This window comes from Burkholderia sp. 3C (genome assembly GCF_054589155.1).
In genome coordinates, this window is sequence record NZ_BAAILN010000038.1 from 29522 (window position 1) to 41689 (window position 12168).

At 70.5% G+C, this 12168-nt stretch carries 12 protein-coding genes; 6 read left to right on the plus strand and 6 right to left on the minus strand.

Annotated elements, in window-relative coordinates; translation table 11 throughout:
- Positions 1 to 86: 86 nt before the first annotated feature.
- Positions 87 to 1739: a GMC family oxidoreductase gene (locus ACYP33_RS05750; RefSeq protein WP_459620329.1), complete on the plus strand. Its 1653-nt coding sequence runs from the start codon at positions 87 to 89 to the stop codon at positions 1737 to 1739.
- A 10-nt stretch (positions 1740 to 1749) separates the two neighbouring features.
- On the opposite strand, the gene ACYP33_RS05755 is transcribed toward ACYP33_RS05750, so the two are convergent.
- From ACYP33_RS05755 to fliF, 6 genes are read right to left on the minus strand one after another with little or no spacing between them, the layout of a single operon-like run.
- Positions 1750 to 3198: a flagellar hook-length control protein FliK gene (locus ACYP33_RS05755; protein ID WP_459620331.1), complete on the minus strand. Its 1449-nt coding sequence runs from the start codon at positions 3196 to 3198 to the stop codon at positions 1750 to 1752.
- An 18-nt stretch (positions 3199 to 3216) separates the two neighbouring features.
- A complete protein-coding gene (fliJ, locus tag ACYP33_RS05760) occupies positions 3217 to 3678 on the minus strand; it encodes a flagellar export protein FliJ (RefSeq protein ID WP_414450762.1) in 462 nt (153 codons plus the stop codon).
- A 2-nt stretch (positions 3679 to 3680) separates the two neighbouring features.
- Positions 3681 to 5156 carry a flagellar protein export ATPase FliI gene (fliI, locus tag ACYP33_RS05765; RefSeq protein WP_459620333.1) on the minus strand — a complete coding sequence of 492 codons (1476 nt, stop codon included), beginning with the start codon at positions 5154 to 5156 and terminating at the stop codon, positions 3681 to 3683.
- Between the two features lie 7 nt (positions 5157 to 5163).
- Positions 5164 to 5847 carry a flagellar assembly protein FliH gene (fliH, locus tag ACYP33_RS05770; RefSeq protein WP_414450764.1) on the minus strand — a complete coding sequence of 228 codons (684 nt, stop codon included), beginning with the start codon at positions 5845 to 5847 and terminating at the stop codon, positions 5164 to 5166.
- Complete coding sequence (gene fliG, locus ACYP33_RS05775; RefSeq protein ID WP_414443379.1) at positions 5840 to 6835, minus strand: flagellar motor switch protein FliG; 996 nt, start codon at positions 6833 to 6835, stop codon at positions 5840 to 5842. The genes fliH and fliG overlap by 8 nt, the downstream gene beginning before the upstream one ends.
- A complete protein-coding gene (gene fliF, locus ACYP33_RS05780) occupies positions 6825 to 8621 on the minus strand; it encodes a flagellar basal-body MS-ring/collar protein FliF (RefSeq protein WP_459620336.1) in 1797 nt (598 codons plus the stop codon). Before fliF ends, fliG begins: the two co-directional genes overlap by 11 nt.
- A 289-nt stretch (positions 8622 to 8910) precedes the next feature.
- On the opposite strand from fliF, the gene fliE reads away from it, so the two are divergent.
- From fliE to ACYP33_RS05805, 5 genes are all read left to right on the plus strand, one after another.
- Positions 8911 to 9252, plus strand: a complete 342-nt coding sequence (gene fliE, locus ACYP33_RS05785; protein ID WP_414450766.1) for a flagellar hook-basal body complex protein FliE — start codon at positions 8911 to 8913, stop codon at positions 9250 to 9252.
- Between the two features lie 145 nt (positions 9253 to 9397).
- On the plus strand, positions 9398 to 9835 hold the full coding sequence (gene fliS / locus ACYP33_RS05790; RefSeq protein WP_414443376.1) for a flagellar export chaperone FliS: 438 nt from the start codon (positions 9398 to 9400) through the stop codon (positions 9833 to 9835).
- Entirely contained in the window at positions 9832 to 10164 is a 333-nt protein-coding gene (locus tag ACYP33_RS05795) for a flagellar protein FliT (RefSeq protein WP_459620338.1), read from the plus strand. The genes fliS and ACYP33_RS05795 overlap by 4 nt, the downstream gene beginning before the upstream one ends.
- Before the next feature lie 58 nt (positions 10165 to 10222).
- Complete coding sequence (gene fliK / locus ACYP33_RS05800) at positions 10223 to 11716, plus strand: flagellar hook-length control protein FliK (RefSeq protein WP_459620340.1); 1494 nt, start codon at positions 10223 to 10225, stop codon at positions 11714 to 11716.
- A complete protein-coding gene (locus ACYP33_RS05805; RefSeq protein WP_414443373.1) occupies positions 11713 to 12045 on the plus strand; it encodes an EscU/YscU/HrcU family type III secretion system export apparatus switch protein in 333 nt (110 codons plus the stop codon). Before fliK ends, ACYP33_RS05805 begins: the two co-directional genes overlap by 4 nt.
- Positions 12046 to 12168: the final 123 nt, after the last annotated feature.

Genomic DNA, 12168 nt, shown 5'->3' on the forward strand with positions numbered 1-12168 from the left:
CGCGCCGCGTTCCTACAATGCGCGGACATTACAAGCGAAAAACGACCCGAAGCCGGTCGCTGTCCATGACATGAAGGAGACATGACATGCAGTACGACTATCTCATCGTCGGTGGCGGTTCGGGCGGCGCGAGCCTCGCCGCGCGCCTGGCCGACGCCTGCCCCGACGCGACCATCGCGCTGATCGAAGCGGGCGGCAGCAATCAGCGCAACCTGCTCGTCAACATGCCGGTGGGCATCGCCGCGCTGGTGCCGTTCAAGATCGGCACCAACTACGGCTACGAAACCGAACCGCAGCCGGGCCTCGGCGGCCGTCGCGGCTACCAGCCGCGCGGGCGCGGCCTCGGCGGATCGAGCGCGATCAACGCGATGATCTACACGCGCGGCCATCCGCTCGATTACGACGAATGGGCGGAGCTGGGCTGCACCGGCTGGGGCTGGAACGACGTGCTGCCGTACTTCCGCCGCGCCGAAGGCAACCAGCGCGGCACCAACGCCTGGCACGGCGGCGACGGCCCGTTGACGGTGTCTGACCTGCGCTTCAAGAATCCGTTCGCACAACGATTCATCGATGCGGCGCACGCGGCCGGCTATCCGCTCAACGACGATTTCAACGGCCCCGAGCAGGAAGGCGTGGGCTTCTATCAGGTCACGCATCGCGACGGCGCGCGCTGCAGCGTGGCGCGCGCCTATTTGTACGATCGGCCGCGCGCGAACCTGTCCATCCTGACCGGCGCCACGGTGCTGCGCATCGGCTTCGACGGCAAGCGCGCGACCGGCGTGACGCTCGCGCGCGGCGGCAAGGTCGAAACGCTGGGCGCGCGCGCCGAGGTGATCGTCTCGGCCGGCGCGTTCAATTCGCCGCAATTGCTGATGTGCTCGGGCATCGGCCCCGCCGACGAACTGCGCCGCCACGGCATCGAGGTGGTGCACGATGCGCCCGAGGTCGGCCAGAACCTGATTGACCACATCGATTTCATCATCAACAAGCGCGTGAATTCGTCGGAGCTGGTGGGGGTGTGCGTGCGCGGCATCGCGAAGATGACGCCGCAAGTGCTGCGCTGGCTGCGCAAGGGCGACGGCATGATGTCGAGCAACGTGGCCGAGGCGGGCGGCTTCCTCAAGAGCGAGCCGGGGCTGGACCGGCCCGACCTGCAACTGCATTTCTGCACCGCGCTGGTCGACGATCACAACCGCCACATGCACTGGGGCTTCGGCTATTCGCTGCATGTTTGCGCGCTGCGCCCGAAAAGCCGCGGCACGGTGGCGCTGGCGAGCGGCGACGCGCGCGATGCGCCGCGCATCGATCCGCGCTTTTTCAGCGATGCACGCGATCTCGACCTGCTGCTGACGGGCGCGAAGGCGATGCGGCGGATTCTCGCCGCCGAGCCGCTAGCCTCGCAGGGCGGCCGCGAGCTGTATACCGATCCTTCGGACGACGATGCAACGCTGCGCGCCACGATCGTCGCGCACGCGGACACCATCTACCACCCGGTCGGCACCTGCCGGATGGGCAGCGATGCGCGCGCGGTGGTCGATCCGCAATTGCGGGTGCGGGGCGTGGAGGGCTTGCGGGTGGTGGATGCGTCGGTGATGCCGACGCTGATCGGCGGCAATACCAATGCGCCGTCGGTGATGATCGGCGAGCGCGCCGCGGAATTCATCGCGGCGGCCCGCCGGGGCGGCGCGGCGCCCGAGACGATCCGCGCCAGGCCGTCGGCCGTTGCGGCCGGCAACTGAACGGAGGCGCTTACGCGAACGTATCGACCATCCCGACGCGCTGCTGCGTCGCGGCGCTCGACGTGCTCGCGGCAACGCCGGCCAGGGCGTCGGCGCCCGAGCCCGACGCGCCGTATACCGCGCCGCCGCGTCGCGTTGCGCTTCCGCCCGAGGATTGCTGTTGCGCGTCCTGCTGCGCGAATCCGGCGCCGCCATCGCTGACGTTCGCGCTGCCCAGGCTCAGGCCGTTCGATTCCATCGCTTCGCGCAGCTTCGGCAGCGCGGCCTCGACGGCCTCGCGCACTTGCGGATGCTGCGACACGAACAGCGCGTGCGCATGATTCTCGGCGACGCTCAACACCACCTGGAGCGGGCCGAGATCGGGCGGGTTCAGCGTCAGCGAGGCGCTTTGCTGATGCGCGCTCGAGAGGAACACCACCTTCTGGCTCAATTGATCGGTCCAGTCCTGCGTGCCGACGCGTGCGGCGAGGCTCGCTTCGGTGGCGCTCGCGCCGGCCGTGGTGGCGGTGCTCGTCTGCGACAGCGGCGAGGCCTGCTGCGCGGCGGCGGCGGCCAGCGCCGATTGCGAGGAGCTGGTGTCGGCCTGCGCGAGCATGGCGTCGGTATGCGTGCCGGTGGTCGCGCTGCCGGCCGTGTTCGAGGCGTTCGCGGCGGCCGCGAATTCGGACGGCGAGACGGCGGTAGTCGGGTTGCGGTCGGTGGCGGCGTGGGCGATCGCGGCACCGGCGTTGCCGTTGCCGAGTTGCGCGCCGGCATTGTTGCCGGTGGCGCCGTTGCCCGCGTTGGCGTCGTGGGCGGCCGGGATCGCGGCGGCGGCCGCGCCGCCGTTGGTCAGGCGATCGAGCGCCGCGTGCAGCGCGTCGGCGATGCCGTTGCCGGTGGCGGCGGTGGCATTGGACGTGGCGTTGGTGCCGGCGGCGAGTTGCGCGGCGGCGGCCGCTTTTGCGTCGGTGGCGCTGGCCGTGGCGGCGCTGGCGGCATTGGCGGCCAGTGCGTTGGCGGCGGCCGTGGCCGCGGCGCTCGCGTCGGCGCTGCTGCCATTGCCGGTGGTGCCGTCCTGGCGCGCCTGCAACTGCGCCTGGATCGCGGCGGCGGCGGCGAGCGCGGCGGCATCGGCCGGCGTCGTCGCGGCTTGCGACGCGTCCTGGGTGTCGTCCGAGCCGTTGCTCTGATCCGATTTGCCGTGATGGCCGCGATGGCCATGCACGCCGCCGACGCCGGTGTCGGTGCTGCCGGTGTTGGACGCCTGAGTCTGCGCCGCCGCCGCTGCATTGGCTGCCGCGTTCGCGGTGCTGCTGGCGGCCGGCTTCGGCTGCTGTTGCTGCTGGCTCGCCACGCTGTGCTGCAGCGTCTGCGAGAACGGCGTCGAGGCCTGGCTGGCGGCGTCGTTGCTGCGCGTGCTCTGGGTCACGGCGCTGGCGGCGTCGAGCAGCGATGCGGTCAGGGAAAGAGCGGGCATGGCGGTGTCTCGGTCGAATTATTCGGAAGCGTGCGCGGCGTCGGCGCGCATGCGCAGCATCTTCGCCGCGTGCTCGTCGGCGTCGCGCTGCTCGCGTTTCGCGGCACGGTGCTCCTCCTGCTTGACGCCGCGGGCCTGCAGGATTTCATACGAACCGACCGTGCGCTTGCGGTCCTGCCACGCCGGGCGGGCCACATCGAGGCGCGCGTCGGCGGCGCCGACGATCCGGCGCTGCTGGCCGATCGCCGCGTCGAGCGTGTCGATGAACGACTGGAAATTGCGCATCTTGCCGGCGGCCATGCCGGACTTGGCCTCCTCGGCGAAGCGCGCGTGGTATTCGTCGCGATAGCGCATCAGCGCATCGAGCTGCTCCTGCGCCGAGCTGCGGTCGCGTTGCGCCTGGCCGAGCTGCTTGGCGGCGTTGTCGAGTTCTTCCTGGGCACGGTCCAGCAGGATTTGCAGCGGAAAGCTTGCAGCCATCGTCAGCCTCCTTCGGCGGGGAACAGGGCATCGAGCGCGTCCATGCACGCGTCGAACGGCGCGCATTCTCGAAAGCCCTGCTGAAGAAACGATTCGATGCGCGGATACAGCGCGATCGCGCGATCGAGGTGGGCGTCACGGCCCGGCGCGTAGGCGCCCACCGCGATCAGGTCGCGGTTGCGCTGGTAGCGCGACAGCATCTGCTTGAAACGGCGCACGCGGTCGAGGTGGCGCTCGTCGATCAGCGCGGTCATCGCGCGGCTGATCGATTGCTCGATGTCGATCGCCGGATAGTGGCCGGCCTCGGCCAACTGGCGCGACAGCACGATGTGGCCGTCGAGGATCGCGCGCGCCGAATCGGCGATCGGGTCCTGCTGGTCGTCGCCCTCGGTCAGCACCGTGTAGAACGCGGTGATCGAGCCGCCGCCCTCGGGGCCGTTGCCGGTGCGCTCGACCAGCGCCGGCAGCTTGGCGAACACCGACGGCGGGTAGCCCTTGGTGGCCGGCGGTTCGCCGATCGCCAGCGCGATCTCGCGCTGCGCCATCGCGTAGCGCGTGAGCGAATCCATCAGCAGCAGCACGTGCTTGCCCTGGTCGCGGAAGTATTCCGCCAGCGAGGTGGCGTAGGCCGCGCCCTGCATCCGCAGGAGCGGCGAGACGTCGGCCGGCGCGGCCACCACCACCGAGCGGGCGAGGCCGTCCTCGCCGAGGATCTGCTCGATGAATTCCTTCACTTCCCGGCCGCGCTCGCCGATCAGGCCGATCACGATCACCTCGGCGCTGGTATAGCGCGCCATGGTGCCGAGCAGCACCGATTTGCCGACGCCGGAGCCTGCGAACAGGCCCATGCGCTGGCCGCGGCCCACCGTCAGCAGCGCGTTGATCGCGCGCACGCCGACGTCGAGCACATGGTGGATCGGCTCGCGTTCGAGCGGGTTGATGGTGGGGGCCGACAGCGGCGCGTCGATGTCGGCGCCGAGCGGGCCGAGCCGATCGAGCGGACGGCCCGAGGCGTCCACCACGCGGCCGAGCATCTGCCAGCCCACCGGCAGGCGTTTCGCGCCGGCCAGCGGATCGGCGATCGGCGCGCGCTCCAGCGGCCAGACGCGCGCGCCGGGCAGCACGCCGGCCACGGCGGTGGTCGGCATCAGGAACAGCCGGTCGCCGGAGAAGCCCACCACTTCGGCTTCGGCCACCGGCAGCGTGCTGCCGGCCGGCAATTCGATGATGCATTCGGCGCCCACCGACAGCCGCAGCCCGGTTGCTTCGAGCACCAGGCCGGCCGCGCGCGTCAGGCGCCCGCTCGGGCGCAGCGGCAGCGCGCGTGCGCCGAGCTCGCGCATCGCGTCGAGCTTGCCGCGCCAGTGCGCGACGTGCGGATTGGCCGCCAGCGCCGCAGCAGCCGCCGCCGATGCAGCAGCGGCCGCGGCCTGGGCGGCGGCGGAAGCTTTCGGGGCGGGGTCGGCGGCGCGGGTCATGATGGGCTTACCACTCGCTCGAATGGCCGAGCGCGGCGGCCACGCGCTCCCAGCGCGTCGGCAGGGTCGCGTCGATCTCGCCCGAGGCGGCTTGCGCGCGGCAGCCGCCGCGCTCGATGGTCGGATCGACGCGCACGGTCCAGCCGCGCGTGTCGAGTTCTTCCTGCAGATAGGCTTCGACCACCGGCAGATCGGCGGTGCCGACGATCAGTTGCGGTGCGCCGGTCAGCGCCGGCTCGGCGGCCAGCGCCTCGCGCGCGGCGGCCAGCACGGTGCTCGGATCGAGCTGGACGTGCTGACGCAGCACCTGTTGCGCCAGATCGAGCGCCAGTTGCGCGAGATCGTCGGCCAGCGCGTCGCGCGCGCCTTGCAGCGCCTCGTCGAACGAGCGCGCGAGCGCCGCGAAATGCTCGGCGGCAATATGCATTTCGGTACGGCCCGCCTCGATGCCGGCCGCGTAGCCGGCTTCCTGGCCGGCGTGATAGCCGAGCGCGTGGCCTTCGGCCTGGCCGCTCGCCATGCCCTCGGCATGCGCGGCGTCGCGCACGCGCTGCAGTTCGGCGGCCAGCGCGGCGGCGGCGGCTTCGCTGTTGTCCTCGGGCGGCGGGGGCGGCTTCGGGTCGAACGAAGCCATCTCCCACCGCTGATAGGCGGTGAGGGTGGCGGCGCTGCTGTGCGCGCGCTCAGACATACGCGTCTTCCGCCTTGCCGCCCAGCACCACCTGGCCGTTCTCGGCCAGCGTGCGGACGATCGTCAGAATCTTGCGCTGCTGCTGCTCCACTTCCGACACGCGCACCGGGCCGCGCGCGTCGAGATCCTCGGCGAGCAGTTCGGCCGCGCGTTGCGACATGTTGGCCAGGAACTTCTGGCGCAGCGGCGGTTGCGCGCCCTTCAGCGCGATGATCAGCGTTTCCGACTCGACTTCCTTGAGGATCAGCTGGATCGCGCGATCTTCCAGGTCGAGCAGGTTCTCGAACACGAACATCTCGTCGATGATCTTCTGCGCCAGGTCCGGGTCGTAGGACTTGACGTTCTCGATCACCGATTCCTCGTGCGTGCTCGTCATGAAGTTCAGGATTTCGGCCGCCGTGCGGATGCCGCCCATCGGGCTGCGCTTGAGGTTGTCGCTGCCCGACAGCAGGCCGGTCAGCACCTCGTCGAGTTCGCGCAGCGCGGCCGGCTGGATGCCGTCGAGCGTGGCGATCCGCAGCAGCACGTCGTTACGCAGCCGCTCGGTGAAGCACGAGGCGATTTCGGAGGCCTGATCGCGGTCGAGATGGACGAGGATGGTCGCGATGATCTGCGGGTGCTCGTTCTTGATCAGCTCGGCCACCGCGCCCGAGTCCATCCACTTGAGGCCCTCGATCCCGCTGGTGTCGCTGCCCTGCAGGATTCGGTCGATGATCACGCCGGCGCGGTCCTCGCCGAGCGCCTTGGTCAGCACCGAGCGGATGTAGTCGCCGGAGTCGAGCGACAGCGCCGAATGCTTTTCGGCCTCGCCCACGAACTCCTTGAGCACCTCGTCGAGCTGCTCGCGCGTGACGTTCTTCAGCGTGGCCATGGTCACGCCGATCTTCTGGACCTCGCGCGGGCCCAGGAACTTGAACACCTGCGCCGCTTCTTCCTCGCCGATCGACATCAGCAGCAGCGCGCTTTTCATCAGGCCTTCAGCGCTCATCGCTCACCCAGTTTTTCACGACGGCCGCGACGATCTTCGGATCCTGCTTGGCGATCGAGCGTGCGTATTCGAGATTGCGTTCGTAGCGGTGCTTGTCCGCCTCGAACGGGAGGAGGGCCGGATCGTCCGAGGCGCCGCCGGCGGCGTTCGATTCGAGCGCCGGCAGGCCGTCGAGCGCGGGCTCGTCGGGGCCGCCCAGTGCGGTCAGGCCAGGAACGGCGGCCGGTTCGGGCGGGGGGAACGCCCGGCGCATCGCCGGGCGCACGAACATGAAATACAGCGCGGCGGCGGCGGCGGCGATGCCCAGCCACTTGGCGATGTCCTTGGCCATCGCGATCATGTCCGGCGTGCGCCACCACGGCACGTTGGCCAGCGGATCGGCGATTTCGGTGAACTGGCTGTTGACCACGTTGACCGAGTCGCCGCGCTTGGCGTCGAAGCCCATCGCGTCCTTCACGAGCTGCTGGACCTGCGCGAGCTTGTCGGCCGTCAGCGGCTGCATGGTGACGTGGCCCTTCGCGTCGGCCACCGGCAGGTTGTTGACCACCACCGCCACCGACAGGCGCTTGACGCCGCCCGTGGCCTGCTCGACGTGACGCACGGTCTTGTCGAGTTCGTAGTTGGTGGTCGAATCCTTGTGGTCGCTGACCGGCGTCGGCGGCGTGCCGGCCGCGCCGCTGGCGCCCGTGATCGGGGCCGAGGCCGGCTGCGGCGGCGTGTTCGACAGCGCGCCCGGCACCCCGCCCGCGCCGCTTTGCGACATCTCGGTCGAGCTGGAGGTCTGCTGGCTGCGGATCGCGGCCTGCTGCTGCGCGCCGTTCGGGCTGTAGCTTTCCGAGGTTTGCTCGGTGTGCGAGAAATCGATGTCGGCGCTGACCTGTGCGCGCGTGTTGCCGGCGCCGAACATCGGCGCGAGGATCGTGTCGATGCGTTTCTCTGTATTGCGCTCGACCTGCTGCACGTACTTGAGCTGGTTGGCGTCGAGGCCCGAGGCCGACGACTGCTGGGTCAGCAGGTTGCCGTCCTGGTCGACGATCGTGACGTTCTTGGCCGGCATGTCGGGCACGCCCGAGGCGACCATGCGGGTGATCGCGAGCACCTGGCCGTCGTCGAGCACGCGGCCCGGGTACAGGTCGACGAACACCGAGGCGCTCGGCGCCTCGCGATCGCGCACGAATACCGACGGCTTCGGGATCGCCAGATGCACGCGCGCGCCGCGCACGGCGTTGATCGACGCGATGGTGCGTTCGAGCTCGCCTTCGAGCGCGCGCTGGTAATTGACCTGCTCGGCGAACTGGCTGATGCCGAACTTCTGGTTGTCCATCAGCTCGAAACCGACCGAGCCGCCCTTGGGCAGGCCCATCGCGGCCAGCTTCAGGCGCGTTTCATGCACCAGATTGGACGGCACCAGGATCGCGCCGCCGCCATCGGTGAATTGATACGGGGTATTGGATTGCTGCAGTGCGGTAATGATGGCGCCGCCGTCGCGATCGGACAGGTTGCTGTACAGCACCTTGTAATCCGGGGCGCGGCTCCACAGCACCAGCGCGACGATGGCGGCGATCACGAGCGCCGTGATGATCACGAACGGCAGCTTGGGATTGGTGCGCATCCGCGACAGGCCCGAGAAGCCGGACAGGCGCTCGGCAAAGCCGCCCAGACCGAAGTCGGCAGCGCCTGCGCCAGCGCCCGGCAGCGCGCCACCGGGCATCGCCGCGTTGGGCGACGTGCCGGCGACGGCGGTGCGCGCGTCGGGGTTGATCAGCGAATTGGCCTGCGAATCCATGCTTCGGGGTTCTCCACAGCGGCTGCCGCTCGGCCGAGCGGACGGACAATGACACGATGCGATTATTCCGGCTCGCGCCCACCCCCCATCGGCCGAAAAGAACCGAGTTTTACCCGTACTTCACCGGCTTTGCCGCCGGGGGCGCTTGCTATCCTTGCTCGCAATCCGGCATCGCGCCGTTTTGCTGCCCCCTCGGGGCGGCCGTCGCGAACCACCGGGGCCGGATCGGGCGTGCCCGCCTGCCGGCCCGGCGCCGGTCCGTCACCCCGACTCTTTCTGCGGAGACTTCATGACTGCGCCCGTCAACGGAATCGCTTCGGCGCTTCAACAAATGCAGGCGATGGCCGCCCAGGCCACCGGCAGCGCCAGTGCGGCGGCCACCGGCGCCAGCAACGGCGCGGCCACGGCCAGCAGCTTCGCGAGCGCGCTGAAGTCCTCGCTGGACAAGATCAGCGACGCGCAGGCCACCTCGGCCAACGAGGCCAAGGCGTTCGAACTGGGCGCCCCGAACGTGTCGCTGAACGACGTGGTGGTGGACGCGCAGAAGGCCAACATCGGTTTCCAGTTCGGGCTTCAGGTCCGTAACAAGCTGGTCAGCGCCTACAACGACATCATGCAGATGTCGGTCTGAACGACCCTCTTTTTGCGTCCGATACGGCCCGCGCTCTAAAGCTTTCCTCGCCCTTACCGATAACGCCGTTATTACTCTGCGTTACACGTGCCGTTTCGACGGGCGTCGCGTAACCCGTCACGATCGCACCAACAGGAGGGCCGTCATGTTTTCCCCAGGACACGCTGGAGCCAACGCCTACGCGCGCGTCGGCGTCGAGACAGGGGTGATGGGCGCGTCTCCGCATCGCCTGATCGCCATGCTCTACGAGGGCGCCCGCAAGGCGATCGCCCATGCACGCCTGCACCTGAGCGCCGGCAACGTCGGCGCGCGCGGCGACGCGATCGGCAAGGCCATGCGGATCGTCGAGAACGGCCTGCAGGCCTCGTTGAACGTCGAGGCCGGCGGCGAGATCGCCGGCCGGCTCGACGCCCTTTACGCCTACATCGTGCGCCGCCTGCTCGAGGCGAACGTGAAGGCCAGCGATGCGATGCTCGTCGAGGTCGACGGGTTGCTCGCCACGCTGGAGGAAGCCTGGAGCGGCATCGCTCCGGAAGTCGCACGCATGATGGCATCCCAAGCCCAGCCGGAAATCGCACGATGAATCGCAAGGCAGCCTACCTCGCCCTCTATGAGGCTATCGCGGATGTATCCGGCCAGATGCTGACGGCCGCCCGCGGTGCCGACTGGACGGCGGTCAATGGGCTGCAGAGCGAGTATCAGGTGCTCGTCGACGGCCTCCGGGTCGCCGAGGAAGGGGTGCTGCTCGATCAGGCCGAACGCGGCCACAAGTACACGCTGATCCGCCGCATCCTGGCCGACGACGCGGCGATTCGCGATCTGGCGAGCCCCGAAGTGGCCCGGCTGTCGGCGCTGTTCGACGCCGGCCGCTCGACGCGGGTGCTCAAGGACATCTACCAGGCACGTCGCTGAACGCGACAGGCGGCCGTCACTCTCACGACGCCGGCGTGATGCCGCGCGCAAGCTCACGATGACCGGGATCGACGCCGTTACCGCTGCCATGCTTGTCAGCCGGATCGACAGCCTGCTCGAAGGCGTGTCGGCCGGCGCGCCCGCCGCTTCGGCCGCGCAGGTCGGCGTGCCGGCCGGTGCGCCCGGCACCGCGACGCCCGCGCCGCTGCCGTTGCCGGCCACGACGCCGCCCGCTCCCTCCGCCCAGACCGCACTGTCGAACGTCGCGCTGACGCTCGACGCGATCTCCCGTTTCGGTGGCGACGCCACGCCGGTCGTGATCGGCAGCGTGCCGCTGCTGACCGGGCCGCAGATCGCGGCGCTGCTGATGCCGGCTGCGGCGGCGGATGGCGGGGCGGCTGCGCAGGCTGGAGCGGGGGCGGCCGCGGCCGGTTCGGCGGGTGCGGGGAATGGCGCCGGCTCGGCATCGAGCGCCGCGACGGCGGGGGCCGGCAATGCCGGCGCGCAAGGGGCGGGTAATGCTGCGGGTGCCGGCAACGCCGCGAATGGCGCAAATGGCGCCGCCAACGCCGCACCCGTTGCCTCGGCGGCGGCGAACGCGGCCGTGGCGGCGCTGGCCGCCGCGTTGGCGCGTGCGGTGTCCGACAGCGGCCTGTTCTACGAATCCCATCTCGCCCAGTGGCTGGCGGGCCAGCGCCCGGTCGCCGATCTCGCCGGCGAGCCGCAGCAGCAATTGACGCGCGATCCCGGCGCGCGGACTCCGGGCGGCGGTGCTCCGCCAGGGTCCTCGGGCTCGGCATCCTCGTCCTCCGCATCTTCCGCGCCGGCTCAGGCGGGGGGCACGGCCGCCGGCCAGGGCACGCACGGCGCGCCCGCCGGCCAGTTCGGTGCGAGCGGCGCGTCGGCCTACGCGTCGCTGGCGGCCGACAACGGCGCGAACCGTCTGCTCGACGCGCTCTCGAACCCGCCCGGCGCGGCCGATGCCGGCGCGACCAACGCCAACAACGCGGCGGCGATGGCCACCGTCCACCCGGCCACGTTGCCGCTGGTGCGCCAGCAGCTCGATCTGCTGGCCACCGACCAGTTCCGCTGGGCCGGCGAGGCATGGCCCGGCGCGCGGCTCGACTGGAGCATCGAGCCCGACGCCGGCGGCGCGCAGGGCGACGATGGCCAGCTTGCCTGGCGTACGCGGTTGGTGCTGTCGTTGCCGTCGCTCGGCGCGGTGGATGCCGAACTGGTGCTGACCGGCTCGCAGGTGGTCGCGCGCTTGAGCGCTTCCAACGAGGGCGCGGCACGGCTCAACGCCCACGGTGACCAGTTGCGTCAGCGCCTGCTGGTTTCGGGGCTGGAACTGGGCGGCCTGTCGATCCGCGCCGTGGACAGCGCGCCCGATGCGTTCGACACCTTCGCGTCGCGCGCCGCCGCGGCGGCCTACGGGCAGGCTACCGCCGCGCGTGGCGCACCCGCGGCACCCGCGCCGGGGTCCCGTCCGCTCGGCGATTTCGACGACATCGACGAGTTCGGCTTCCTCGACGACGGAGCCTGGCTGTGAGCGCCGACCGGCGCAAGGGCGCGGCCGCGCTCGTCTACGACCCGAACGGCGGCGACAGCGCGCCGCGCGTGGTCGCCAAGGGCTACGGACTGGTGGCGGAGATGATCGTCGCGCGGGCGCGCGAGGCCGGGCTGTACGTGCATACGGCGCCCGAGATGGTGTCGCTGCTGATGCAGGTCGATCTCGACGACCGGATTCCGCCCGCGCTGTATCAGGCCGTGGCGGAACTGCTGGCCTGGCTCTATTCGCTCGAACGCGCCGCGCCGCGCGAGGACGGCCAGCCCGACGACGGCAGCGCGTTTCCGGCGCTGCCGCAGCCGAAGCGGTGAGGGGCTGAACTGCCGCACCGCCGCACCGCCGAACCGTCGAACCGTCGAACCGTCGAACCGTCGAACCGTCGAACCGTCGAACCGTCGAACCGTCGAACCGTCGAACCGTCGAACCGTCGAACC

What these genes read in the sequence shown, in the direction of transcription:
- ACYP33_RS05750 (WP_459620329.1), top strand. Translation starts at nt 87, where the DNA reads ATGCAGTACGACTATCTCATCGTCGGTGGCGGTTCGGGCGGCGCGAGC.
- ACYP33_RS05755 (WP_459620331.1), bottom strand. Translation starts at nt 3,198, where the DNA reads ATGCCCGCTCTTTCCCTGACCGCATCGCTGCTCGACGCCGCCAGCGCC.
- fliJ (WP_414450762.1), bottom strand. Translation starts at nt 3,678, where the DNA reads ATGGCTGCAAGCTTTCCGCTGCAAATCCTGCTGGACCGTGCCCAGGAA.
- fliI (WP_459620333.1), bottom strand. Translation starts at nt 5,156, where the DNA reads ATGACCCGCGCCGCCGACCCCGCCCCGAAAGCTTCCGCCGCCGCCCAG.
- fliH (WP_414450764.1), bottom strand. Translation starts at nt 5,847, where the DNA reads ATGTCTGAGCGCGCGCACAGCAGCGCCGCCACCCTCACCGCCTATCAG.
- fliG (WP_414443379.1), bottom strand. Translation starts at nt 6,835, where the DNA reads ATGAGCGCTGAAGGCCTGATGAAAAGCGCGCTGCTGCTGATGTCGATC.
- fliF (WP_459620336.1), bottom strand. Translation starts at nt 8,621, where the DNA reads ATGGATTCGCAGGCCAATTCGCTGATCAACCCCGACGCGCGCACCGCC.
- fliE (WP_414450766.1), top strand. Translation starts at nt 8,911, where the DNA reads ATGACTGCGCCCGTCAACGGAATCGCTTCGGCGCTTCAACAAATGCAG.
- fliS (WP_414443376.1), top strand. Translation starts at nt 9,398, where the DNA reads ATGTTTTCCCCAGGACACGCTGGAGCCAACGCCTACGCGCGCGTCGGC.
- ACYP33_RS05795 (WP_459620338.1), top strand. Translation starts at nt 9,832, where the DNA reads ATGAATCGCAAGGCAGCCTACCTCGCCCTCTATGAGGCTATCGCGGAT.
- fliK (WP_459620340.1), top strand. Translation starts at nt 10,223, where the DNA reads ATGACCGGGATCGACGCCGTTACCGCTGCCATGCTTGTCAGCCGGATC.